A 22,568-nucleotide genomic window follows, 5' to 3' on the forward strand; every position below is an offset into this window, starting at 1 on the left:
CGGTCTTCTTGAGCCCTCACTCGAAAATCCTTAAAAACCAAACCGCTGTCTTACACATTTTAAGGGGTTTATAATGGATAAAGCCTTTATTGTTTTTCGGGTCGTCGAAAAACAGGCACGACATAACCAATTCTAATTTAATCACAGCTGCTTATCTCGCTTAACTGTCGGTACGCTCAAACGCAACTGCGCTTAAAAGAATTGCTAATGCCCTTATGGAACTTGTCAAGACTATACAAGTTTTAGTGAAAAATAAGGTTTCTACTTCCTTGAAATTCCAAGGAATTTACTACGTCGCAAACACACCTGATTTTATCCCAAAAAGTCTGGACAAAACCCACTCTATCCATTGTGCGGTGCACAGAAGAAAAGAACAAACACCCCTTAAAATTTAATTCAGTTTAAACAAATAGGGGAAATATAAACCAGTCTGTAACAAAGCAGACACAAATCTTTTTATTATGAGTACTATTAGAAATCACGTACAGTTAATTGGAAACGTTGGACAAGAGCCAACCATTACGAACCTTGAAAGCGGTAAGAAAGTAGCCCGTTTTTCACTCGCCACAAATGAGTATTACAAAGATGCCAAAGGCGAAAAACAAACTGACACTAATTGGCATACGGTAGTTGCTTGGGGCAAGACTGCCGAAATTGTAGAGAAGTATGTTGTTAAAGGCAAAGAAGTTGGAATATCGGGAAAACTTAAAACTCGAAGTTATACAAATGATGATAACGAACAACGCTATGTTACGGAAGTTGTAGCCGATGAAATTCTATTACTTGGAAGCAAAGACGACAAGTAAATCTTAAAATGAAAGAGGGCGTAACCGTCGAAAGATGCGCCCTCTTTTTCATTATTCACACTTTAAATAATATGTACAATGAAAGCACAAGTTAACGAAATAAAAGAGCGATTGCAATATTTTAGTGGAACAGAAATGTTCTATCAAATCCCATTATTGCGAACCCGTTTTACGGACGGATTGAAATATTTATCGGAAGTAGCAGAATGTTTTTGGCTCATTACGGACACTTCTGTAATTGCAAAAAGTCTGATGAACCGAAGCGAATTTGTAACCATAGACTTCAAAAGATTGCCCAAAGAAAAACAGGATTATTCTGGTTATGAAGCCGAGATAATTTACAGCGATGGCAACGACAATATTTTGGAAAAACACGGTTACAGAGCAACCGATTTTCCACTCGATGAACTGCGATTATTTTTTGTAAATGATACGCTGATGTTACCAAGCGAATATTAAAAATCGAACGTTATGATATATCTAAATTTTACCGATTTGAACGCCGAAACACAAGAGCGATTAATTGCCAATTCCAAAGAAGAAGTAAAGGAAAAGTACGGCAAGGATATAATGGATTATGCCACAAAGCACAATACCAATTTGGATAAGATGCTTGATGAAGAAGCACTTCGGAATCTGTATTCGTATAAATACATTTTCAACATATAAATTTTATGAAATTAAAAGTAAGCACCTCTAAAATTTAGAGGTGTTTTTGTATGCGATTAGTATATAATCAATAAAAAAACGTATCTTTATTTCGCTGAAATTCAGCATTCAAATTTAAGTAGGGTTATCCACTTTTCGACTTTCGCCGATAACCGTACACATCGAAAAATAACATATCGGAAAATCATTTTCTTTGAAAATTGCAATCGGCTTTTTAGCCTGATTGTATGGATTTTTGTCACGCTTGCGCGTGACGAAAAGGAATAGCAAGAGGGTAACACGCTGCGCGATGTTTCGGATTCCTTTTCGTTTTCAAATAGCTGATAATCAGCGAATTGAATATATTATAATTTCCTGACAATCAACGATTTGCGACAAACGGGCTGTTAACGCCCATTTTTAGGGAAGATTTTGCGACAAATAGGCGAAATATGGACTCATTTATTGGAATTAGATTTAAAAAGGAAACCGCAAAACGCTTCCAAACTTTCTCACGCACTTACTTCAAATCGCACACCGAAGCAATGGCTACGATGCTCGATTTTTTCTTCTACAACGAAATATCGCCAAAGGAAAAATTAGGACCAACTGGGCGAACCATCGAAGCTAAATTGCTCAAAAGAATCAACGCGGTTATTGCTATAATGCGAGACGTGGAAAAGACGCAAACCAAACCTACGGTGGCGATGATTCAATCGCTATTTGAAACAGAAGAGCCAGAAAAAAAACCTTTGATTGTAGAAAAGAAATATGCCGAAGAGAAGAAGGAAGTCCGCTTTCGCGAAAAGCAAAACCCGAGTAATCAGCTATAAATATTTGAACTATGTATATCACAATCACAGCTCAAAAAATGGGTGGTAATTATAGCCAAAGTTCAGCCGATTTTGTAGGCTATTTAGAGAAAGAAAATGAAGGTTTAGAACAACGAGATATGGAACACTTTTTCAACCAATATGGCGACGAGATTTCCGCTGAAGAAGTGGTAAAGGAAATTGATGGAAATACCGCAAAATTGAAAAAGAAAGAACCCAAGTTTTATTCGATTACGGTTAGTCCTTCAAAATATGAATTGCGAAAACTTCAGGACAGTAGTCAAGATTTAAAAACTTACACTCGTGAGCTGATGAAAGATTATGTTGCCAGCTTCAATCGGGAAATCAATGGACGACCAATTACGATAGACGATATAAAATACTACGCCAAAATTGAGCATCAAAGAACTTTCAAGGGGACGGATTTTCAGATAAAAGAGAATCAGCCTTTCGCCACAAAAATACTTCAGCTCAAAACGGATATCCGAAATATTCAAGAAGGACGAGCCGAAGGGAATATCAACAAGATGAAAAAGGAAATTGCCAAACTGGAACGCCAAGCACCACATCAACAAAATGGAAAACGCATTGTCCAGGGAATGCCAAAAGGTGGAAACCAAAGTCATATCCATATCATCGTAAGCAGAAAGGATGCTTCAAATTCTATAAGCCTTTCCCCAGGAAGTAAACACAAAGCATCCGAAGTAGAGATGCACGGAAAAAAAGTGAAGCGTGGTTTTGATAGAGATACATTTTTCGCGAAAGCGGAAAAAACATTTGATAAGACATTTGGATATAAGCGCAATTACGCAGAGACCTACAGAGCTAAAAAAACCTTTGTAAAAAATCCAAACCTATATTTTTCAGCTTTGATGAAACTACCTGCCAATGAAAAAGCATTGGCTTTCAAAATGATAAGTAAATCAGGATTGCCTATAGTGCCGAGTATTCCAGTAAGTCAGGCACAAATTGCACTTCGGGTTTTCAAACGGTTAAGACGTGGCGCAGAAGTGGCCATCAAATCAAGTTCAATAGGAATCTAAGTATGGAAATAAACAATCTCATAACGATACTTTCAATTATTGGTCTGGCCAGTATGGTTTTCTATGCAATGTTTCGGATATCAAAATATGCGTTTCTTTTAAATAGCATACTGCTTTTAGTTCTCTTGTTCTATTTTTCCGAAGGAAATGAATTGATATCTATATTGCTCTATTTGGTTTGTCCGCTAATGCTAATTAATACTGGACTTTATGTTTTTTTACATAAGACCGAAAGCCCAAAAAATGGCGATAGCAAATACCAAGTTAATTTTGCCACCACCAAAGGAAATTTCAAATTAGACAATATTAAACGTGGTGCATCAATCATCGGTTCTGCGGGAAGTGGTAAGACTGAAAGTGTTGTTTTTGGATTTCTGAAACATTTTGAAAAAGAAGGTTTTTGCGGAATTATTCACGATTACAAGGATTTTGAGTTGACCGAAATGGCATATCCGCTTTTCAAGGATAGTGATATCCCGTTTAAGGTCATTTCCTTTGATAAAATCATCCACAGGGTAAATCCTATTGCGCCACGTTATTTAGAGAACGAGGAAAGCGTAAATGAGGTGTCGAGGGTGTTAATCGAAAACCTTTTAGAGCAAAGAGAAAGCGGAACAACTGGCACGACAAAATTCTTCAACGATGCTGCGGAAGGTTTGATTGGTGGATTGATTTGGAAATTAAAAACGGAATATCCAAAATACTGTACGTTACCCCATTTGATAGCTGTTTATCAATTTCTCGATACTAAAAGTTTGATTCAGTTTCTGGAAACCAACACCACCTCAAGGGCGATGGCAGATGCTTTTATTAGTGGCAAAGATTCTGAAAGACAGACTGCTGGTGTAAAAAGTACCTTGGCCAATGCGCTCAAACGAATTAGTACACAACGTATTTTTATGGCATTGTCCGCAGATGAAGTGCCACTCGATATAAATAGCGAAGAAAATCCAGCGGTAATTTCGATAGTCAACAACCCAAAATTTGAGACCTCTTATTCGCCTGTCATCGCTACCATCATTCATACCATTACCAAGCAAATGAGCGTTCGGAATTCTAAACCGTCGTTTCTATTAATGGAAGAAGCGCCTACCATTCGATTATTGAATATGCACCGCATTCCGGCAACCTTACGTAGCTACAACATCTCGACCATTTACGTGATGCAAGACAAAATTCAGAACGATATGATGTATGGCGACAAAGCAAGCAAAGCTATTTTAAGTAATCTGTCGTACCAGTTCTTCGGAAAGGTTAATGACCCAGATACTGCAAAATACTACGAGCGATTTTTTGAAATCATTAAAGACCCGACTAAAAGTATTAGCCGAGGACACAATCTCGATTTTGATACGCGCGTAACAACAGGCGAAAAGGAAATTCCGAAGATAAGAGCAGATGTATTCTTTAGATTAAAACAAGGCGAGTTTATTACCTACGCTGATGGAAGGGATGAGAAGGTGCAGTTTAAATTGGCTAATATTCAAAGAGAGTTACCGAAACAAACCAAGCAATTTACTCAAGAGGATTTGGCAACTAATTTTGAGAGGGTTTATGAAGAGGTGCGGTCGATATTTAATTAATCATTCTAAAATGTTAAAATTTTTAAACAAAATTCATAAATATAAGGAGAGATAATGATATATTAAGCCAATGTTAAAATGATAATACTATTGAAAAATAATGATTGATGATTACAAAGATGAGTTTCTTTTGAGGCTCAAAAAGAGCTTGCTATATAATACTCTAAAAAATAAATGTAGTGATAAGGATAACGACGTTATTGCCCTCGTCGAAAAAATGACATCCTATGCTTTCCAACGAACTAAAACCATATTGCGTCATATGGGCGAGTTCACTTTACACGATGGAGACCATTTATTTCGTGTACTTCATATAATGGAAAGACTAATCCCAAAAGAGAAGATTGAGAAGCTTTCGCCACCAGAATTACTGTTACTTATAAGTAGTGCTTTCTTTCACGATATCGGCATGGCACCAGATGAAAAAGAAGTTTTAGCTTGGAAAAAGATATGGGATTCCGAACCTGAACTTGATGTTGAAGGGCAAGTCTACTACGATGATTTTAAGAGGTTTTATAACTCTCGTCCCGAAGATGGGCAAAAGCTTATAGAGCTGACTTTGAAAGGTAATTTGTCTCAAGCAGAACTCATAAAATCTTATTTGATAACCGAACATATAAGACAAACACACGCTGACAGAGCAAGAAATATAATTGAGAAAGACTGGACAAATCAAATTAAGTTTCGTGATACAGACCTTACAGTAGAGCTGGCACAGATTTGCTATAGTCACAATGAAGATGCTTTGAAACTCTTAGACCTTGATAAAAATCTGCTTTGTGGCCCTGGAATATATGCCTGTTTGCCATTGGTAGGTGTCATTTTGAGGTTAGCAGATATATTGGACTTTGACGGAAAAAGAACACCAAAAATATTGTACTCTCATCTTTACGTCAGAAATCCAATATCCGTAAATGAATGGAATAAGCATAGGGCTGTTGAAGCGTGGGAAATCGGTCCAGATTTAATACAATTTAGTGCAAAGTGTTCTCATCCGGTAATAGAAGCTTCAATTCACAAGTTCTGTTCAATGATTGACCACGAACTCAGTTTGGCAAATAACATAATATCTACGCTTAACGAATTCCATTTTGCCCAAGAGAGGGATTTAAATATTAAACTACCTCTGAAGGTAGATAGAGAGAAAATCAAAACAAAAACCGATATAAAAAACAATCCAGTATATATTTATAAAGACACCAAATTCAGTCTCAGCAAAACGCAGGTCATTGAGCTTTTGATGGGAACCAAACTCTATGGAAATCCAGAAGTAGCATTACGTGAATTGTTACAAAATTCTATAGATGCTTGCCTTTTACGAAAAGCACAAGAAACTAAATGGGGAAACCCTTATGAGCCAGAGATTTTAGTTAAATACTATACTGAAAATGGCGAAAATGTCTTGGAAGTAATTGATAATGGCACGGGTATGGATGAGTATATAATCGATAATTATTACTCAAAAATCGGGTCTTCTTTTTATAAATCTAAAGACTTCTATAACCTTAAAGCAGAATCGAATGCAGAATTTTACCCAACTTCCAGATTTGGTATAGGCATTTTATCCTGTTTTATGATTTCTGATGTATTAATTGTAGATACCAGAAAGGTTTATGGTCCTCATAGGTCAAGCGACCCTTATAACATAACAGTAGAAGGTCAAGAGAGTGTTTTCTGGATTAAAGAAGGAAAACGAGAGAAGCCAGGAACTACTACCAAGCTAATTTTAAGAAAGAATAAAAACCCTTGGGAAGATATGACAGAGGCAAAGTTTATAAAGAATGTCGAAAGTGTAATTCCAAATCCACCTTTTGATATCAGGATTGAAACAACCTCACATAATAAAACTAGAAATATAGATAGTTTTAAAGAAATGACCTCTTATACACTAAAGGATTATTCTTGGAAAGAAAATGAGAACATTAAGTTTATTGAAATCAAAATTAATCGAGAGGATATTGGAATTCTAGGCTCTGCTACCGTAGCAATTTTAGAAAGTCACGATAAGCCAGTTAAACATCTGGAACTTAATTCTAGAGATGTAGAAGTTGAGGGAGAAATTTTCACACTAGAGAGAGAGCTTAAAATAGGCGTTAATTCAATAGATGAAAGTTCCAAATCAATCACAATAAGTGATGACGGAGATATAAGAACCGATAACTCTACGAGTGTTTTAACAAAATCAAAATCACGACTATCGCTGCACGGAATAGAAGTGCCAACAAGTCTATTTCCTGAATCTTGGCGTATGAAAAACAATCAAGTAAAATTGAGTTGGCCATTTCCTTTGATTCTAGTTGTAGATATTTGTGGGGAAAGGGATTTAGACCTTAATTCACCAAGAACAGAAATTATTATTAGTGAAAAATGGACAGATTTTGAAGAGCAGCTGGCCTATTTAATTTGTGAAGGTATAAAAGATAATGTGTCAGCAGATTATTGGTCTAAGCTTGTCAAAATTTTTGAATCCTCATCAAGCAGTAGTGAAAATTTTAAAACAGCTCTTAGAACTATACTTTAAAATTATATTTTGTCAAAATTTTGACAATCAGACTTTAACCAAAAAAAAATAGTTTTGAACCCAATTTATTTAGATACACATATACATACTTCTGCAAATCCTAATCAGGTAAATGAAGATTATGATATTGATTTATTAGTAAATAAAATTCACGAATTTAACGGGAATTCTGAATTTTTAATATCACTTACTGACCATAATATGGTTAACAAAAGTGCTTATTTAAAAGCGGTAGGTTTAGATTTAAACATAATTCTTGGGGTAGAATTACATATTAGAAATTATGATAATTGCCCAGCATATCATTGTCATATTTATTTCGACCTCAAAGAAATCACAGAAGATATTCTCGATGATGTTAACTATAAACTGAATGAATTATATCCTAAAAAAGAGGTAGAAAAAAAAGACCCAACAATACCAACCATCCAAGAAATAATCAACAAATTCGATTCTTATGAATTTATGTTGTTACCACACGGCGGACAATCTCACGCTACATTTAACACATCTATTCCTAAAGACACAAGGTTAGATAGCACTTTAGAAAGAAACGTTTATTACAATCATTTTGAAGGATTTACAGCAAGAGGCGATAAAGGATTAGAGAAAACGCAGGATTATTTTAAGAGACTTGGTATAAACGAGTTTGTGAACCTAATAACTTGTAGTGATAATTATACACCAACAACATATCCAAATGGGAAAGATAAAAACCCATTTAACCCAACTTGGATGTTGGCAGAACCTACTTTTAATGGATTAAGATTGTCACTATCCGAACAATCAAGATTAATTTACTCAGCAACAAAACCGAAATTTTATTCAGAGAATATTCAGTCTGTATCTCATAAACAAGAGAACATTGAAATAGATATTGAATTAACTTCGGGATTAAATGTAATAATTGGAGGTTCTTCGAGTGGAAAAACTTTGCTTGTCGATTCAATAGTAAGATGCTTAAATAAAAATACCGAAGGTTCAATATACCAACAATATGGTGTAGATAAATTTACTATTGTCAATCCATCAGGAATGAAACCTCACTATCTCTCTCAAAATTATATTATGGGAGTAGTCAACAATATTAGCGAAGATAAGATTGAAAATATTGACATTATTAAAAGAGCTTTTCCAGGGGACGAAGACATCAAAACAAGTATTAATAATGGGTTGCGAGAATTTAAAAAAAACATACTTTCATTGATTAGCAGCGTCAAAGTTCTTGAAGAGGAAAGTCAGACTTTGCAAACTATTCCGGTTCTTTCAAGATTGATAACCAGAGAGAATTTAGAAACTAACATTTATGATAACCTTCAATCGAGTGAATTAGAAAATGAAAAATTAAGGTTTTCAAAAGGTGTTTATGACGAATATGTAAATTCCTTAGAAACCATTGATGATTTTTTATCAAAATATCCTTTTATTACTCACGATTCTGACTTGGTAGATAAACTCAAGACTGAGCTAACAGATGTTTTGAATATTTCAAATAAAGAAAAGCAGGTTAGAAATCTACTTGAAAGCGAGCAAGAATCATATAATCAGGTCTTAAGGCATTCAAACTCTGAAGAGCAAACTAAAAGGCAAAGCTTCAATAAGCTTTTAGAGTCTTTAAAAAAGTATGTCAGAGCATATAGAAAATTTTATAGGACTATAAATTCTATTTCAAGCTACACGCTCAATTTCGATTCAGAAGAAATAGAATCTATGGGGCACAAATTGTACATTGAGAATGATTTTATCCTAAGTACGGACAAATTTATAGAGGTGGTTAATCACTTTTTAAAAAGCAAGATAATTAGCTTTGAAAACATCACACCAGAACTATTATATGAAAGCAATTTTAAAAAACAAAAACCAAAAGTTCACGATTACGATGATTTTGAAAATAGGATATATAATAGTTTTGAAGAGCTAAATAAAAAGAAATATAAAATAATCACTAATGACGGTCGTGAATTTGATAAACTTAGTCCTGGATGGAAAACGTCCGTAATTCTTGATATAATTTTGGGATATGATAAGGATAGTGCACCAATAATTATTGACCAACCAGAAGATAATTTGGCAACAGATTATATAAATAAAGGTTTAGTTACTGCTGTCAAAAAAATAAAAAGTAAAAAACAAATAATCTTAGTTTCTCACAATGCAACAATACCAATGCTTGCTGATGCGCAAAATATAATTCTTTGCAGAAACGACAATAATAAACTGATTATTAAGTCCAGTCCACTAGAAGGCGAAATTGAAGGAACAAGTGTTGTTGACCTTATTGCCAAGATTACCGACGGTGGCAAATCATCAATTAAAAAAAGAGTAAAAAAGTATAACCTCAAAAAATTTAGCGAATAATGAAGTTGATATTTAATAAAGAAGAAAATAATGATATAACTGTCAAAATACAACAAGGAACTATTCCTGTTGAGTTTACCTATACGGAAATGATTAGACAACTTTTTGAAAATAATACTATTGACGATACTGATTTTGGAAATCTTTCAGAAGATGAAACAAAAAATCTCGAAGATATGTTGAACAAAATTTCTGATATCTTTGATGAAGATGACTTGGTAGAAAATGAACAATCAGAGGTGCAGCAAGAAACGATAGAATCAACCGAAGAACCAATAACTGAGATTGAGGATGATAAAGACGATTTACCTTTTTAAACAATGACCGAAACAAATCGCATAGAATATAAACGAGAATTGTCCGATGGACTCGAAAAAGAGGTCATTGCTTTCTTGAACTACCGTGAAGGTGGCATTATTCATATCGGCATCGATAAGGATGGAAATACTTACGGATTGGCAGATGCTGATGGCGACCAGTTAAAGATTAAGGATAGGTTAAAAAACAACATTCGCCCTTCCGCCCTTGGTCTGTTCGATATTGTGAGTGAGGAAAGGGACGGCAAGAACATTCTGAAAATAATAATGGCCAGCGGTCCAGAAAAACCATATCATCTTAAAAAATACGGGATGAGTGAAAGAGGTTGTTTTATTCGTTTGGGTTCAGCAGCTGAACCGATGCCGCAAAAAATGATAGACGAGCTGTTTGCTAAACGTACCCGAAATTCCATCAGCAAAATTAAAGCGGGTCGTCAGGATTTAAGTTTTAGTCAGTTGAAAATCTACTACGAAGAATCGGGACATACCCTTGGTAAAGCTTTTGCAAAGAACTTGGAACTATTGACCGAAGATGGCGCATTCAATTATGCCGGCTATCTTTTGGCAGATAAGAATAACACTTCTATTAAAGTGGCCAAGTATTCAGGCAAAACCCGAACAGACTTGATAGAAAGCAACGAGTATGGTCACGAATGTTTGGTCAAGGCCACTAAGCAAGTGATAGATAAAATTGCTGTCGAGAACCGAACCAACACAAAAATAACGGCTAAGGAAAGACAACAAGCCAACCTTTGGAATCCCATCGCCTTACGCGAGGCCATTATTAATGCCTTTGTGCATAATGACTACACCAATGAAATAACCCCAAAGTTTGAAATTTTTAGCGACAGAATTGAAATCACTTCGGCCGGTAGTTTACCAGAAGGACTAAGCGAACAGGAATTTTACGAAGGCTTCTCAGTCCCGCGCAATAAGGAACTGATGCGAATTTTCAAGGATTTGGAACTTGTGGAACAATTGGGTTCTGGCATTCCTCGTATTTTGGAACACTATGGGAAAGAGAGTTTTAAATTTTCAGATAACTTCCTTAGAATGACTTTTACTGCTAAAGAAACTGCTGTTGAAGAAGGTGGTCAAATAGGTGGTTTAATGGGTGGTCTAAAAGGTGGTCAAATAGGTGGTCAAAAAGATGCTGAAATTGACGATATCAAAGAATTGACACATAGACAAAAGGAAGTTTTAAAATTAATTGTTTCAGATAACCGAATCAGCCGTTCAGGAATAGCAGAAATTCTACATATAAACGAATCTGCAATCCAGAAACATCTAAACAATTTGAAGGATGCTGGCTTTATAGAGCGTGTCGGTGGAACACGAGGTTATTGGGAAGTTAGGATAGAAAATGAAAACTAAAAACAGAAGTGGCTAATAAAAAAAGACAGCATTTCATATCCCAATTCTTATTAAGAAGCTTTTCGGTTACAACCAATTCAAAATCAATTAATTTATATCAAAAAGGAACAGGTAAAGTTATTAGAAATGCCCCTATCAAATCTCAGGCTCAACAAAAATACTTTTATGGGGATGATGCAGTTTTCGAGGATTATTTAGCACATAGTGAAAATACGGCTTCCAAAGTTATCAATCGGATTAAAAATTACAATACCCTTCCAAAAGTAGGAACGAAGGATTATTCCTTCTTACTACATTTTGTGATGATGTATGCTTTTAGAACAAAAGCATCCGTGGCAAATACAGAAGAAAAAATAAATTCTGGTATTCAGAAAATTGCTCAATTTGATAAAACTTTAAGCAAAATAGATTTTTCAAAAGGTAGAGTATCACATCCAGAACCAGCAGCATTTAATTTAGCCTACAATATGGATAATTGGGTCATAACCGGCGATTTGAGCTTAGGTCTGATAAAAAATGAGACAACAACAGAATTTATAATTTCGGATAATCCATTTGTACAATTTAATCCTATTCAATTATCTCGGGAAAAATTCCCTAATAATGGTGGCCTATTGAGTACTGGATTGATAATTTTCTTCCCGATTTCGCCAAAGTTATATTTAATTTATTATGATAAATGGGCGTATAGAGTAAATTTTGAAGATGAGAGTTCGTTGTCTCTAACTGATGATTACGATATTCATAACCTAAATCTTTTGCAAGCAATATCGGCAGAAGAGACAATCTATTTTTCATCAGAAAAGAAAACTCAATACATCAAAAACTTAACGGATGAAGCCTCTTGGCACAAGAAAGATAAACACATTAATGATGAAGTAGTAGATAAAGCAAATCCAGATAAGAAATTATTACTTTCATATTATATAGAGCATTTACATAATCCTGAATTTACATTTCTTAAACTAACCGATGCTGCTCGAAATGAAAAAGATAGTATAGGTATGAATTCATATCGTAATAATGAAATTGTTGAATGGATGAAAATGGATAAAAGTAAAATTTAGACTTTTTTTAAAAAGGCGATTTATCCTTTGAGCCTCTCGCATCCGCTAACCATTTGCCATTTTGTTGGACCAGTTTAAAAACACCAGGCGTTTTATCATAAGCTGTGGTATATTTTACCCAAGCCACGTCGCCCATAATTGTATCCTGCAAAACAGTAAAGTTGGAATCGTCCTTTGGTGTGGCATTAAACATATTTATAGTATTCATATAGTTAGAATATGCTTGTGGTGTTGAGTTAGCTTTTAAAGCTTCCTTATCCTTTTCATAAAAGCTTTCAATAACAATTTGGGCTGTGGCACTTGGCCCAGAAATTTTAGTTTCAGAATCAGCACAAGAAAGGAACAGTACTACGAGCGAGAAAACAACAATTTTTTTCATAACAGTATTAATTTGGGTTATTAATATATCTATGTGATAGTTTCATTTTTATATTTCGTTCGCCATCCTTTTCGTTCAATTCCAAAATTGCCCTGCGGTCATCGGATAATGAGAACTTGGGCATCACATATACAAAGCGAGCCATTTCATTTTCCTTAATCTTGGACGGCAGATTATATTTATATAGCGGTTCTTGATAGAGCCGTTGCAACGATTTTCTTTTCCCTTTTTGTCTTGTTTCAATTGAAAGGTTCAAGAAATTCAAATCATAATCCAAAGAAGAATTATTTTCAATCTGGATAACGAAGTAGAGCTCTTCCTTGTCAAAAACAATATTCTCTACGGTCAAGATAATGCCTTCATTCCGTTTCTTAATCCGACCTATGCGCTGTTTTCTATTGAGAAGATACGAGCAGAATTTTTGATAGTAATACGTTCTATTATCTACACGTTCTTCAGAAGATTCAGCAAGAATCGAATCGACCTTAATTGGTTTTTCATTACCGATACTACTTGATAGCGGAATGAAATAATTGAGCTTAGATAGCTGTTTTTTATATCTTACAATATACGAAAAAATTGAACCATTTCTATTGACTACCAACAGATTACTTTCCTTCCCAGGCTTTGCCTGAAGAAGTCCAAAATACTGTTCTTTTTCACGATTGTAAGTAAATACAAAATTATCTGAACCGGTTATGCCTTGCCGAATAGGTTCAGGGAAGAATAATGCAACGTTTTTGGTGTCGTTGGCATATATGGTATCGAGAACTGTAGTTGTTTGCGCTGTAGCCTGTGCCGAGCAAAGTCGAGGTGCGAAAGCGGAAATCAGTATCGCAAATATTAAAATTGTTGCTCTCATAATTTAGGTTTTAGAATTAATTTATAATTATTCAATACCGTAACTTTTACGTTTCGGTTGTTACGTCTGAGTACTTTGGATATACCACCAACTTGTGGTACGGTAGGAATGTTGATATCGCCAATAATGTCGTCCAAGACTTCGGTGGTGGCTTCTGCCCGAAAATTGTTCTGTACGTAAATACCTTCACTACCATCAGATAAATCAAAAGCTTTGAGTTTTGTAGGATGGTGCTTTATGTTTTCAATTTCAATATGCGCACGATTAGGTTGAAAGCTTATAAAACCGAAAATAGGTGTGTTCTTTGGCATCAGCTTACCATTGATGGTAGCTGTTTTGGTCAGGCGCATTCGTAATCTGGTATTCGCTTTTACCACTTGGTCGCCATCTACTATTACGTATATAGTTTCATCTGTATTACCTATGATTGAAACTTCATTGGGTTTTGGCGAAGCAGCAAAGAACAATTGATGTTCCAATCCCAATTCTTTGGCTTCAATTTTTTGTTCCCTTTTTACTTCAGTAGAATCGATTGTTGATACCGCTTTACGAACAGTTCCTTTCTGGCCCAAATTCTGGTATCTCTTCTCTGAATACTGAATCTTACCAGCCTCATAGATGCTATCTACGATACGCTCTTTTTCCCGTTCTTGAAGATCTGGGTCGTAAAATCCCAAGGAATCAATCAGCTTTTCATCATAGATGCTGGGCGCATTATTTTCCCTAACTTTTTTCAAGTCGTTAATCGCATCTAATTTGGAATCGTACTCTTTTTGGTCTTCTTCCAAATCTGGAACTAAGGTCTGTTTAAGGTTTTCAGTTTCACTTTCATCATCGCCCATTACCATTACGGAATAGGAAATCAGGAATATGAAAATCACAGCCAACACCGCTGCAAATACTATTTTGTTCTTTTCTACTTTCATAATCGTGGTTTTTAAATGCCGATTATCGGCTCAATTTTCATCGTTCAGTTTTTTCAAAGTGTTCTCGAAATAGTTGGTAATCAACAATCCGTGTGGATTGTTCGGGAAGTTTCGGTCAACCATAATTAGGTTTCCGGTGGAAACCAACTCGTAAGTGTCGATGATTGAACCTCTATTGATTTCAAAAATGGTGGTCGTGGTAAAACTGTACGAGCCATTATTTTCATTTATCCGTGAATCGATACTCAGTACTTTTTGAACCAAGGAATACTGAAGCAATCTATTGTAAACACCATCTGCTTTTTTCTGGCGGTAGAGATTGTCCACGGAACTATTACCCAACCACAATGCTTTTTCCAAATTGCGTTCATAATTACTGGCATCGATGTTATAGAAGTAGTTATGGAACAGATCCAAATGTGCTAAAGCCTCAACCCGAAAATTTTCCTTTTGCGTCACGAGCTTCAGCGGAATTATGCTGCCATCGGTATTGATAGCAAAGGCACTATTGAGCGCTTTTTGATTGGTGTTGAATACCATCCAAACTGAAAATGTACTGGAAAGCAATGCACAGACAACGACTGCCAAAACGATAAACCGATTCAGTTTTAGGACGTTGTAAATATTCTTATATGGTGTTTTCATATTTAATCTGATTTAGGCGGTAAATAATCTGAGTGTAAAGGACGTGGCACGTTTATACAATTTGAATTTTAGGAAAACAATAAATGCAACTGAACCTAATTGAACCACAGGCGCAAAAAAGCCTTGACCTGTATCGGTACCAAATAAGTTGACCCAGAAATTGGTGTTGATTTCCGTATAAATAGCGTTAACAAATACATTGACTAAAAAGAATGCCGGCACTAACATATATACAGCAGCATACAATTTGAAAAAGGTATAAGCAAGCGAACGGAATTTTTCAAATACCGCAAGGCTAATGACCAAAGGAAAGAAGGCTTGCATAATTCCCAAAAGGAAGAATCGTTCTGCAAGGAATAGCGGATAAATGAACAGATCCAATATCCAGAGTATTGTACTTAGGATGAATGCCAATATTTTAAAACCGTATAACGGTGTTACCAAGGCTTCATATAGAAGCGTCATTGCGGAACTTGCGGCATCAAAAAGACTTACGTCTTCCTCTAATGGAATGTCCTGCATTTGCAATGGTAATAACGCAGGTGCTGTGCCCCTATACTGCCCCTCGATGGCTACCAATATCCCATCAAAAAACCCTAACACCTGCGTTGAGAAAATTACTAATATGACAATGGCGAAATTCTTCATCAAGTCCCCTGGACTCAATCCCCAAGTATAGCCATCTTTATCCGCAACACCTTCATTGTACTTTTTTAGGATGTTGACCAGGAAAAAAAGGACAGCGAGTGTTTTCATTCCGGCAATAGTGTATTGCGAAAAGTCGCTGGCCTGTATGGTCTGGAAAACCGTATCGATGTAATCCAAACCTATCCCTAAAATGATGGTCGCAGTCATTTTTAATAATTGGTTTCTCGGTTATTGACTTTATCCTGCATTTTTCTAAAAGAAATAATGTCACGATAGCGTTTCGTTTTTGTAGTGATGGTGGAAACCATTTGCTTTGATTCGAGTTCTTTTGCTTTTAGAATTTCAGCACGTTCGGCATCACTCATTTTGAGATAATCGCTGGATAGAACTTCATCGATAAAATCCACCGTGTCCAATGAGTTTTGAACTATGGCATCAAATGATTCCATAACTTTTGAAACTTCATCTGGTTTTATGTAGGGCGAATTCAAAATATCCTGTAGATCGTTTTGCATTACGTTGATAAGACGCTGGTTGTTTTGTCCAATTTCTTCAACTGCCCTCAGTTGTTGAATCACACTTGATACTTTCTCAATGGCCTCTTTTGCATCTTTCAGAAACTTTACAGACTTTATCATTTGAGCCGTCTGTTTACCTGATTCTATAAGCTGTTTAACCAAGCTGATAAAATTGGTATTGTCATAAGTGGGCATTCCCTGTGCATTGGCATTGCCCGACATAAATAAAGTCAGGGCTACGGTCATTACTAAAATTTTGATTTTTGTCTTCATAATATTATGTTTTAGATGTGAATTGAATTATTGCTTTTTGCATATCGTTATGCTCATTATAGAGCTTCATTATTTCTTCGTTTTCCTGTCCATCGGTTAGGTAAGCTGCGTACACTTCCTTCGGAACTTCAAGCCGGAAAATGTTACTTTCCCTACCAATTTTGATAAACATTTCGGTGTACTTGCGCGGACCGGAAAGGTTGTTTTTGATGGATTTTAATTGGTTCAAATCGTGGCTGGATAGGTTGAGCCTTTTGACCAATTCGTCATAGCCTTTTTCATTGTTCAAGCTATAAATGACCTGTGTGTTTTCGAGAATACTTGCTGAAGTCGAATTGTTGGGCAGCTGATTTATCGACTGAAGAATAATCCCAATCGCACCGTTTTGTTTACGGATGGCTTGATAGTAGAATTCCACGCTTTCCAACACGTTTTCAAACTTCAGTTGCTTGGCAAACTCGTCGAAAAGGATGATACCTTTTTCAGCTCTGTTTTTCCAAATGGTTCTTTGGATGGCGGACTTAATCAGCTTCAACATTACGGACAGGATTTCCTTGTTATCCTTGACTTCATCCAGTTCAAATACAATCAAACGCTTATCCTCGATTTTATAGGTTTGGTCTTCGCTCACTTCAAACAGGAAACTATATAGACCATCGCCGACGTATTCGGACATTACGTGCAAAAAGCTCGTGACATTGAAGTAGTCGGGATGGATTTTTAGGGTGCTCAGAAGGTCTTTCTGATTCCTTTCTATAAAGCTGTAAAAACCATCCAACGAATGATTTTCTGAAGTGCTATCGTAGTAATGGCGCAGTATCTTTTTAACCGATACCGATTGTGCTTTGCTAACTTTTAAATCTGAAGCAAACAGTTCAAACAAAAAGACGGATAGGTCTTCCAAACGTTCAGGTGTGAGGTCATTTGTATCACTTATATAAAAAGGATTAATTCCCAAGTTCTTCCCACTTTCATAGCGAAGCACCGTGTATTTTTCAGGATAGAGTTTGGCAAACTTGGTGTAAGAGCCACCCAAATCGATAATGACCAAGCGTACACCACTTTCAAAATACTGGCGTAGAATGTTATTGGCCAAAAAGGACTTGCCTTCACCCGTTGGCGCAAAAATGGCAAAGTTCCTTGCTTTTATTCGTTTCTTTTTTTCATCCCAGACATCCTTTAGAACTGGAATGTTATGCTCTCTATCATTAAAGATGATTCCGGTGTTATCACTTTTGTAATTGGTGTTATTGATGAACAGGCAGAGCGCGTGTTTTAAATCGGTTACATATAAATCGTTGTTTGAAAAGTTGGATGAAAAGCAGCAGTAACTGTTTAGAATGTAATTCTTGCGTTCTTCGCCTCTTGGATAGTATGGGATGATATCCAATTCCTTAAATTCAGTCTTTATCTTTGAGGTTATCTTATCGAGCTCTTTGGCTTCCTTTGCCCAATACACTATGTTTAAATGACCACGGATGATTCGGGCATTATCATCTGCATTGATTTGGTCAAGAATGTGCTGGATTTTACCAAGCACCACTTTATTCTGCGAACCGAAATTTGAGCTTTTATTTAGTTCCTCAATCTTCTTATCGAGTAGCTTGCGCCACTTTTGTTTGTCGTCCAAATACAAAATCTGGTTGACAATGTGGTTCTCGTTAAGCGTAAGCCCTATGCCATCAATAAACCCTTGATGAAATACAAAATCGTCAGAAGTGAATTTCTCATTGGTTTTGCTACTCTGTACACTTTCGCCAAAGCACAGTTCGCTATTGATGGCAAGGGCATCAAAATGGTTTTCGCCAATATTGACGCTTTTCTTATCAAGTAAAATATCGGTATCATAACCTTCATTAAAACCGTTGAAATAACTGTTTGTCAGTTGCTGTATGTCGCCCGCTTTAAGCGAATCAAAATCCATCTTTCGGCTATTGTTGATGAAGGAAACGGAATCGCTTACCGAGTTGGCGAAGCTCTTGATATTGTCATCTAATTCCTGTACGATTCCTTTTGAAATTTTTCTGAAGGGATTGACGTATTTCGGATTGTTGAGTGCCTTATTTTTGGTCAAGATGAAGAACAAATAACAGCTATGTTCGATATGTCCACGACCTTTAAAATGCTCGTGGGTAACCTTTTCCAAAAAGGTTGAATTCGGAAGTTGTTCTGATGAATAGGATTTCTTCAGGTAGATATCCTGTTTATGAACCACAGTACCAACTGGCAATGACTTTAATGCCTGAAACCAAGCACCGTGCATATCTTCAAAATCCTTTTCAGATAACGAGTAGATTTCCGGCAGATTTCCTTTGTAGCACAGAATAACATTGCCATTATTGGCAAATACGATATTGTCTTGAATATTTACAATGGGTTGATATGCCGAAAGGTTAATCTTATTCATAATTGAAGCCAGAATTTCTTTTGTTACTAATGATTTGCGGAAATGCCTTTGCCATTTGGAATAGCTGTGGATTGTGGGCTATTCGTGTCAGCGCCACATAAAGGGAAGCATTGAATACCAACACACCTATTATTATCCCAAAGCTGAAAGAGAATATGATGACCAATAAGGATGCAAGAATGGAAACCATCATTAAGGCAAACAGGGAAATGGGCAGCCCAAAAATGACCGCCCTTTTCCTGATGTTTTTATAGACCTCGAACCGTTTCATCTTTAGACTACGATTCCTATTAAGTATGTGAAGATGCCTACTACTGCACCTGCAATCAATACAAATACTAAAACTCGGGTAATCCCCTTTTTTAAATCTGCATTTTCCCCAAAAAAGTGTCCTGCGTTGAACAGGAAACCTACAAGGAAGATTACACCGAGTAGTATTGGAAAAATAGTTCGGATAGTGTCGCCAACATCATTAACTGAATCTTCAATGCCACCAATTTGAGCAAAAAGCGAAGTGGATAAGAGCGAAAGAATGGATGCTAAATAGTGTGATTTTTTCATAACGGAAAAGTTTAAATTTTTAGTTCATTTTCGTTATTGGAAATTTACATATATTTGCTTATAAATAACTGAAAATCAAATATTTGTGAATAAAATATTATTTAAAATCAATTGAATTTGTTTGCTATTATTTGACATCAAATGCTATGAATTTTGAAAGGGAAGCTGTTGATAACCCGAAAATTAAAAATGAAAAAAGTGCTTAAAAACGTCAGTTTTGTGATTTTGCTTCTAAAATTGTGCATCATTTTTGGTCAAGAAACGACTGCTCAAAAACGAATAATAATTGACGTTGGACACGGTGGAAAAGATGCAGGTGCAATTGGCATAAATGGTATCCAAGAAAAGGATGTGGTTTTAGATATTGCAAATGCCATTTTAAAACTAAATAATGACTTGGAAAAACCACTAGATATCTATTTGACCAGGTATAGTGATACGCTCATTTCTTTATCGGACAGAACTAAGCTGGCCAAAGCCTTAAAAGCGAATTTATTTGTGTCCTTGCATTGCAATCATTCCGATAATCCAGATGCGAGAGGTGTGGAAGTTTATGTCTCAAGAAAACAAGGAAAATTCTCGAAGGCATCGGTTTTTATGGGCTATCAAATTGAAAGCGCACTTTGTGAAGCAATAGGTTATGAAAGTAGAGGTGTGAGGTTCGCCAACTTTCAGGTACTTCGGGAAACTTTTGAGTGTTGCGCCTCAATACTATTGGAATTGGGTTTTTTGAGCAATAAAGATGAAGGCAGCTACATTTCAGATAAGAACAATATTGAACGTATTGCATTATCAATATTATTATCCATTCAAAAATCCATAGAATTATGAAAGATATTTTTTTAGAGTTAACCAAGAGTTTGAAGGACATTATACTTCAATTTATTTCAGAAGTGATTTTATTATACAAATCCTTCAGAAGCTGAATTACTTCCTCTTATCCCCAGCTTTTGTATCAAAAGCAATTAAATTAAACAGTTCACGCATTCGACTACGGACACGATTCCCATAGCGTTCTTCCAGTTCTTCAGCGTTGAGATTGGTTGTGGCGTGTGTCTTGATTTTGTGCTTGGTTTGTAGGTAGAGCTCGTATCGAGACAAGAGTACTTCGCCCATCACATTCAAATCCTTTCCGTAGAATCTGCCAGACGGTTCCACGCCCAAATCATCAAAACAATAGAATTTGGTATTCCCATATTCCTCGACTGTTTTAAAACCCAAGTGATTAAAACTGAAGGTTACGTTCCGGCAAGGAATCATTTCATAAGGTCTTTGCAACGGAACCAAATGGCGCAATAATTTCATTAGGCTGGTCTTTCCGCAGCCGACAGGTCCAGATAGCAGGATGCCTTTGTCGATATCGATACCGTAGGTTTCACAGTTATCTTTGTCTTTGATGAAGTAGGAACAAAGCTTCAGTAGAATATCTTTGTCCTCATCATAAATCCTAAACTTTTCGCCAAATAAAAGTTTTCCCTTGGCATTCAGGTATATCAATATTTTGGGAAAGTCGTAGAGGACGCTTTTACCGTCAAATTTTCCCAGCGAATATTCCACGCCACCTTCGGTAATTTTAGAGGGGTTGTCCATAATCTTTGTTTTTAGTGGTTCGCAAGTTGTCCTTGATTTGGGACGGTTGTTTTTTGTTTGGTTTGTTTTCCTCGTCGAATATTTCAGCTCTGTCCATCCAATTGATGGCTACGGCTCGCCAATCTCGAATTTCCTTTCCATCGCTTGTTTGCCAGTTTCGGGTTTGGTAATGCTCATAGAATTTTTTTGCTTCATCAGCATCAAAACCTTTTTCTTTAAAAAAAATAAAAACGGCCTGCCAGCCCTTTGGCTGTTTTATATAGTTTTCTTGTTTGATATTGTTTGTATTAGATACCAATGCTTGTCCATCTATGGGACGGTGTAGGTTCACAACCTGTCCATTTTTGGGATGGTGGTGTCCCTCAAGCGGTACACCTCTGGGATGGTACTGTTCCGCAAGTTGTTCTAATATGGGATTGTACTGTCCCACAACTGGTTCATCACTTGTCCCAATAATGGCCATCTTAATTTTGCTGCCTTTGTATGGATTGTTAGAAGGAAAATAAGAGAGGTATTGCCACGAATCCAATTCCACGATACATCTATGGTACGTGGACTTTGAACCTATTTTTGCACAACGCATTACATCTCGTCTGTTCACATAGAATTCATCCATAAAGCGGCAACTGTTCCATTCTTGGAACAGCGCCATATACAGGCTGATATGCGTTGGATTAAGGCGGTCATCAAAATAGAACTTCTCAAAAGCCGCATTAAGTAGCTTTATATAGTTCATCGCTTAAGAGTTTAGACCGTGGTGCACACGGTTGGCATCCATAACTTTTTGAATTTCCTCTGTATCATAGTAGATAATACCACCCACTTTTGTGTATGGCAATGTGCCATTGATACGAAGATTTTGAAGTGTTCCTGGACTTACTTGAAGCAAGTCCATTACCTCGGAAGATTTTAGGTATTTTTTGAGCTTTCCGCTGGCTTGTCTTGTCAATAATTGTTTGATGTCATCGAGCAATTCCATTTTGAATTCCCGAAGGTCGTCTGTGGTAATAATACTTGTCGGCATAATAGAACGGTTTTAATGGAAAGGGACCATCTGGTTTATGATTTTAAATGATAGTCCCTGACCTGATTTGACTTTCGTTCTACAAATTTGAATAGGTTTATTGGATTTTATTCCCCAGTACGACCGTACTACGGTCAAAATTTAACATCTTGAAATTTGATGGATTTTGTGTGTTTTGAGGGTTG

The 22,568-nt window shown here is 36.2% G+C and carries 24 protein-coding genes; 12 read left to right on the forward strand and 12 right to left on the reverse strand.

Annotation, left to right across the window (positions count from 1 at the left end; genetic code table 11):
* The first annotated feature begins 461 nt into the window (after window positions 1-461).
* From ACSHW7_RS14345 to ACSHW7_RS14395, 11 genes are all read left to right on the forward strand, one after another.
* Window positions 462-806 carry a single-stranded DNA-binding protein gene (locus ACSHW7_RS14345; RefSeq protein WP_290205028.1) on the forward strand — a complete coding sequence of 115 codons (345 nt, stop codon included), beginning with the start codon at window positions 462-464 and terminating at the stop codon, window positions 804-806.
* Between the two features lie 78 nt (window positions 807-884).
* A complete protein-coding gene (locus ACSHW7_RS14350) occupies window positions 885-1,265 on the forward strand; it encodes a DUF6876 family protein (RefSeq protein ID WP_435680061.1) in 381 nt (126 codons plus the stop codon).
* Between the two features lie 12 nt (window positions 1,266-1,277).
* Window positions 1,278-1,475, forward strand: coding sequence for a hypothetical protein (locus tag ACSHW7_RS14355; RefSeq protein WP_273419843.1), 198 nt, complete (start codon window positions 1,278-1,280; stop codon window positions 1,473-1,475).
* Between the two features lie 431 nt (window positions 1,476-1,906).
* A complete protein-coding gene (locus tag ACSHW7_RS14360; protein WP_435680062.1) occupies window positions 1,907-2,287 on the forward strand; it encodes a BfmA/BtgA family mobilization protein in 381 nt (126 codons plus the stop codon).
* Between the two features lie 11 nt (window positions 2,288-2,298).
* Window positions 2,299-3,330 carry a MobB family relaxase gene (gene mobB / locus ACSHW7_RS14365; RefSeq protein WP_435680063.1) on the forward strand — a complete coding sequence of 344 codons (1,032 nt, stop codon included), beginning with the start codon at window positions 2,299-2,301 and terminating at the stop codon, window positions 3,328-3,330.
* A gap of 2 nt (window positions 3,331-3,332) precedes the next feature.
* Window positions 3,333-4,913: a type IV secretory system conjugative DNA transfer family protein gene (locus ACSHW7_RS14370; RefSeq protein WP_435680064.1), complete on the forward strand. Its 1,581-nt coding sequence runs from the start codon at window positions 3,333-3,335 to the stop codon at window positions 4,911-4,913.
* Window positions 4,914-5,013: 100 nt separating this feature from the next.
* Window positions 5,014-7,434 carry an HD domain-containing protein gene (locus ACSHW7_RS14375; RefSeq protein WP_435680065.1) on the forward strand — a complete coding sequence of 807 codons (2,421 nt, stop codon included), beginning with the start codon at window positions 5,014-5,016 and terminating at the stop codon, window positions 7,432-7,434.
* Between the two features lie 54 nt (window positions 7,435-7,488).
* Window positions 7,489-9,792 carry an ATPase gene (locus ACSHW7_RS14380; RefSeq protein ID WP_435680066.1) on the forward strand — a complete coding sequence of 768 codons (2,304 nt, stop codon included), beginning with the start codon at window positions 7,489-7,491 and terminating at the stop codon, window positions 9,790-9,792.
* The gene (locus ACSHW7_RS14385; RefSeq protein WP_225597564.1) at window positions 9,792-10,109 is read left to right on the forward strand and encodes a hypothetical protein; all 318 of its coding nucleotides are present in this window, start codon (window positions 9,792-9,794) and stop codon (window positions 10,107-10,109) included. The genes ACSHW7_RS14380 and ACSHW7_RS14385 overlap by 1 nt, the downstream gene beginning before the upstream one ends.
* 3 nt (window positions 10,110-10,112) lie before the next feature.
* Window positions 10,113-11,483: an RNA-binding domain-containing protein gene (locus ACSHW7_RS14390; protein ID WP_435680067.1), complete on the forward strand. Its 1,371-nt coding sequence runs from the start codon at window positions 10,113-10,115 to the stop codon at window positions 11,481-11,483.
* Between the two features lie 8 nt (window positions 11,484-11,491).
* A complete protein-coding gene (locus ACSHW7_RS14395; RefSeq protein WP_435680068.1) occupies window positions 11,492-12,550 on the forward strand; it encodes a DUF4238 domain-containing protein in 1,059 nt (352 codons plus the stop codon).
* Between the two features lie 7 nt (window positions 12,551-12,557).
* On the opposite strand, the gene ACSHW7_RS14400 is transcribed toward ACSHW7_RS14395, so the two are convergent.
* From ACSHW7_RS14400 to ACSHW7_RS14440, 9 genes are read right to left on the reverse strand one after another with little or no spacing between them, the layout of a single operon-like run.
* On the reverse strand, window positions 12,558-12,929 hold the full coding sequence (locus tag ACSHW7_RS14400) for a hypothetical protein (RefSeq protein WP_435680069.1): 372 nt from the start codon (window positions 12,927-12,929) through the stop codon (window positions 12,558-12,560).
* Window positions 12,930-12,936: 7 nt separating this feature from the next.
* The gene (locus ACSHW7_RS14405) at window positions 12,937-13,791 is read right to left on the reverse strand and encodes a DUF4138 domain-containing protein (RefSeq protein WP_435680070.1); all 855 of its coding nucleotides are present in this window, start codon (window positions 13,789-13,791) and stop codon (window positions 12,937-12,939) included.
* Window positions 13,788-14,717, reverse strand: a complete 930-nt coding sequence (gene traM / locus ACSHW7_RS14410; protein ID WP_435680071.1) for a conjugative transposon protein TraM — start codon at window positions 14,715-14,717, stop codon at window positions 13,788-13,790. The genes ACSHW7_RS14405 and traM overlap by 4 nt, the downstream gene beginning before the upstream one ends.
* 30 nt (window positions 14,718-14,747) lie before the next feature.
* Window positions 14,748-15,362: a conjugal transfer protein TraK gene (locus ACSHW7_RS14415; RefSeq protein ID WP_435680072.1), complete on the reverse strand. Its 615-nt coding sequence runs from the start codon at window positions 15,360-15,362 to the stop codon at window positions 14,748-14,750.
* A 12-nt stretch (window positions 15,363-15,374) separates the two neighbouring features.
* The gene (locus ACSHW7_RS14420) at window positions 15,375-16,217 is read right to left on the reverse strand and encodes a hypothetical protein (RefSeq protein ID WP_435680073.1); all 843 of its coding nucleotides are present in this window, start codon (window positions 16,215-16,217) and stop codon (window positions 15,375-15,377) included.
* Between the two features lie 2 nt (window positions 16,218-16,219).
* Window positions 16,220-16,801, reverse strand: a complete 582-nt coding sequence (locus ACSHW7_RS14425; protein ID WP_435680074.1) for a conjugal transfer protein — start codon at window positions 16,799-16,801, stop codon at window positions 16,220-16,222.
* A 4-nt stretch (window positions 16,802-16,805) separates the two neighbouring features.
* On the reverse strand, window positions 16,806-19,208 hold the full coding sequence (locus ACSHW7_RS14430; RefSeq protein WP_435680075.1) for a TraG family conjugative transposon ATPase: 2,403 nt from the start codon (window positions 19,206-19,208) through the stop codon (window positions 16,806-16,808).
* Window positions 19,201-19,479 carry a hypothetical protein gene (locus ACSHW7_RS14435; protein ID WP_435680076.1) on the reverse strand — a complete coding sequence of 93 codons (279 nt, stop codon included), beginning with the start codon at window positions 19,477-19,479 and terminating at the stop codon, window positions 19,201-19,203. Before ACSHW7_RS14435 ends, ACSHW7_RS14430 begins: the two co-directional genes overlap by 8 nt.
* A gap of 2 nt (window positions 19,480-19,481) precedes the next feature.
* Window positions 19,482-19,769, reverse strand: a complete 288-nt coding sequence (locus tag ACSHW7_RS14440) for a hypothetical protein (RefSeq protein WP_008610937.1) — start codon at window positions 19,767-19,769, stop codon at window positions 19,482-19,484.
* A 189-nt stretch (window positions 19,770-19,958) separates the two neighbouring features.
* Between ACSHW7_RS14440 and ACSHW7_RS14445 the strand changes: the two genes are divergently transcribed.
* Complete coding sequence (locus ACSHW7_RS14445; protein WP_435680077.1) at window positions 19,959-20,600, forward strand: N-acetylmuramoyl-L-alanine amidase family protein; 642 nt, start codon at window positions 19,959-19,961, stop codon at window positions 20,598-20,600.
* Window positions 20,601-20,696: 96 nt separating this feature from the next.
* Here the strand turns inward: ACSHW7_RS14445 and ACSHW7_RS14450 are convergent, their stop codons facing one another.
* Genes ACSHW7_RS14450 through ACSHW7_RS14460 form a run of 3 tightly spaced genes read right to left on the reverse strand, consistent with a single transcriptional unit; the run spans window position 20,697 to window position 22,383 of the window.
* Complete coding sequence (locus ACSHW7_RS14450) at window positions 20,697-21,359, reverse strand: ATPase (protein ID WP_220115281.1); 663 nt, start codon at window positions 21,357-21,359, stop codon at window positions 20,697-20,699.
* Window positions 21,343-22,095, reverse strand: coding sequence for a hypothetical protein (locus ACSHW7_RS14455; RefSeq protein WP_435680078.1), 753 nt, complete (start codon window positions 22,093-22,095; stop codon window positions 21,343-21,345). The genes ACSHW7_RS14450 and ACSHW7_RS14455 overlap by 17 nt, the downstream gene beginning before the upstream one ends.
* Before the next feature lie 3 nt (window positions 22,096-22,098).
* Window positions 22,099-22,383, reverse strand: coding sequence for a helix-turn-helix domain-containing protein (locus ACSHW7_RS14460; RefSeq protein ID WP_047550478.1), 285 nt, complete (start codon window positions 22,381-22,383; stop codon window positions 22,099-22,101).
* Between the last annotated feature and the right edge of the window lie 185 nt (window positions 22,384-22,568).

Origin of the sequence: Patiriisocius sp. (assembly GCF_051252435.1) — a bacterium.
GTDB lineage: Bacteria > Bacteroidota > Bacteroidia > Flavobacteriales > Flavobacteriaceae > Patiriisocius.

Excerpts from the sequence above, each read along its gene's own strand:
- ACSHW7_RS14455 (WP_435680078.1), bottom strand. The coding sequence starts at position 22,095 with ATGAACTATATAAAGCTACTTAATGCGGCTTTTGAGAAGTTCTATTTT.
- ACSHW7_RS14370 (WP_435680064.1), top strand. The coding sequence starts at position 3,333 with ATGGAAATAAACAATCTCATAACGATACTTTCAATTATTGGTCTGGCC.
- ACSHW7_RS14415 (WP_435680072.1), bottom strand. The coding sequence starts at position 15,362 with ATGAAAACACCATATAAGAATATTTACAACGTCCTAAAACTGAATCGG.
- ACSHW7_RS14435 (WP_435680076.1), bottom strand. The coding sequence starts at position 19,479 with ATGAAACGGTTCGAGGTCTATAAAAACATCAGGAAAAGGGCGGTCATT.
- ACSHW7_RS14425 (WP_435680074.1), bottom strand. The coding sequence starts at position 16,801 with ATGAAGACAAAAATCAAAATTTTAGTAATGACCGTAGCCCTGACTTTA.
- ACSHW7_RS14430 (WP_435680075.1), bottom strand. The coding sequence starts at position 19,208 with ATGAATAAGATTAACCTTTCGGCATATCAACCCATTGTAAATATTCAA.
- traM (WP_435680071.1), bottom strand. The coding sequence starts at position 14,717 with ATGAAAGTAGAAAAGAACAAAATAGTATTTGCAGCGGTGTTGGCTGTG.
- ACSHW7_RS14405 (WP_435680070.1), bottom strand. The coding sequence starts at position 13,791 with ATGAGAGCAACAATTTTAATATTTGCGATACTGATTTCCGCTTTCGCA.
- ACSHW7_RS14355 (WP_273419843.1), top strand. The coding sequence starts at position 1,278 with ATGATATATCTAAATTTTACCGATTTGAACGCCGAAACACAAGAGCGA.
- mobB (WP_435680063.1), top strand. The coding sequence starts at position 2,299 with ATGTATATCACAATCACAGCTCAAAAAATGGGTGGTAATTATAGCCAA.
- ACSHW7_RS14350 (WP_435680061.1), top strand. The coding sequence starts at position 885 with ATGAAAGCACAAGTTAACGAAATAAAAGAGCGATTGCAATATTTTAGT.
- ACSHW7_RS14345 (WP_290205028.1), top strand. The coding sequence starts at position 462 with ATGAGTACTATTAGAAATCACGTACAGTTAATTGGAAACGTTGGACAA.
- ACSHW7_RS14385 (WP_225597564.1), top strand. The coding sequence starts at position 9,792 with ATGAAGTTGATATTTAATAAAGAAGAAAATAATGATATAACTGTCAAA.
- ACSHW7_RS14420 (WP_435680073.1), bottom strand. The coding sequence starts at position 16,217 with ATGACTGCGACCATCATTTTAGGGATAGGTTTGGATTACATCGATACG.
- ACSHW7_RS14460 (WP_047550478.1), bottom strand. The coding sequence starts at position 22,383 with ATGCCGACAAGTATTATTACCACAGACGACCTTCGGGAATTCAAAATG.
- ACSHW7_RS14360 (WP_435680062.1), top strand. The coding sequence starts at position 1,907 with ATGGACTCATTTATTGGAATTAGATTTAAAAAGGAAACCGCAAAACGC.
- ACSHW7_RS14450 (WP_220115281.1), bottom strand. The coding sequence starts at position 21,359 with ATGGACAACCCCTCTAAAATTACCGAAGGTGGCGTGGAATATTCGCTG.
- ACSHW7_RS14390 (WP_435680067.1), top strand. The coding sequence starts at position 10,113 with ATGACCGAAACAAATCGCATAGAATATAAACGAGAATTGTCCGATGGA.
- ACSHW7_RS14440 (WP_008610937.1), bottom strand. The coding sequence starts at position 19,769 with ATGAAAAAATCACACTATTTAGCATCCATTCTTTCGCTCTTATCCACT.
- ACSHW7_RS14400 (WP_435680069.1), bottom strand. The coding sequence starts at position 12,929 with ATGAAAAAAATTGTTGTTTTCTCGCTCGTAGTACTGTTCCTTTCTTGT.
- ACSHW7_RS14375 (WP_435680065.1), top strand. The coding sequence starts at position 5,014 with ATGATTGATGATTACAAAGATGAGTTTCTTTTGAGGCTCAAAAAGAGC.
- ACSHW7_RS14445 (WP_435680077.1), top strand. The coding sequence starts at position 19,959 with ATGAAAAAAGTGCTTAAAAACGTCAGTTTTGTGATTTTGCTTCTAAAA.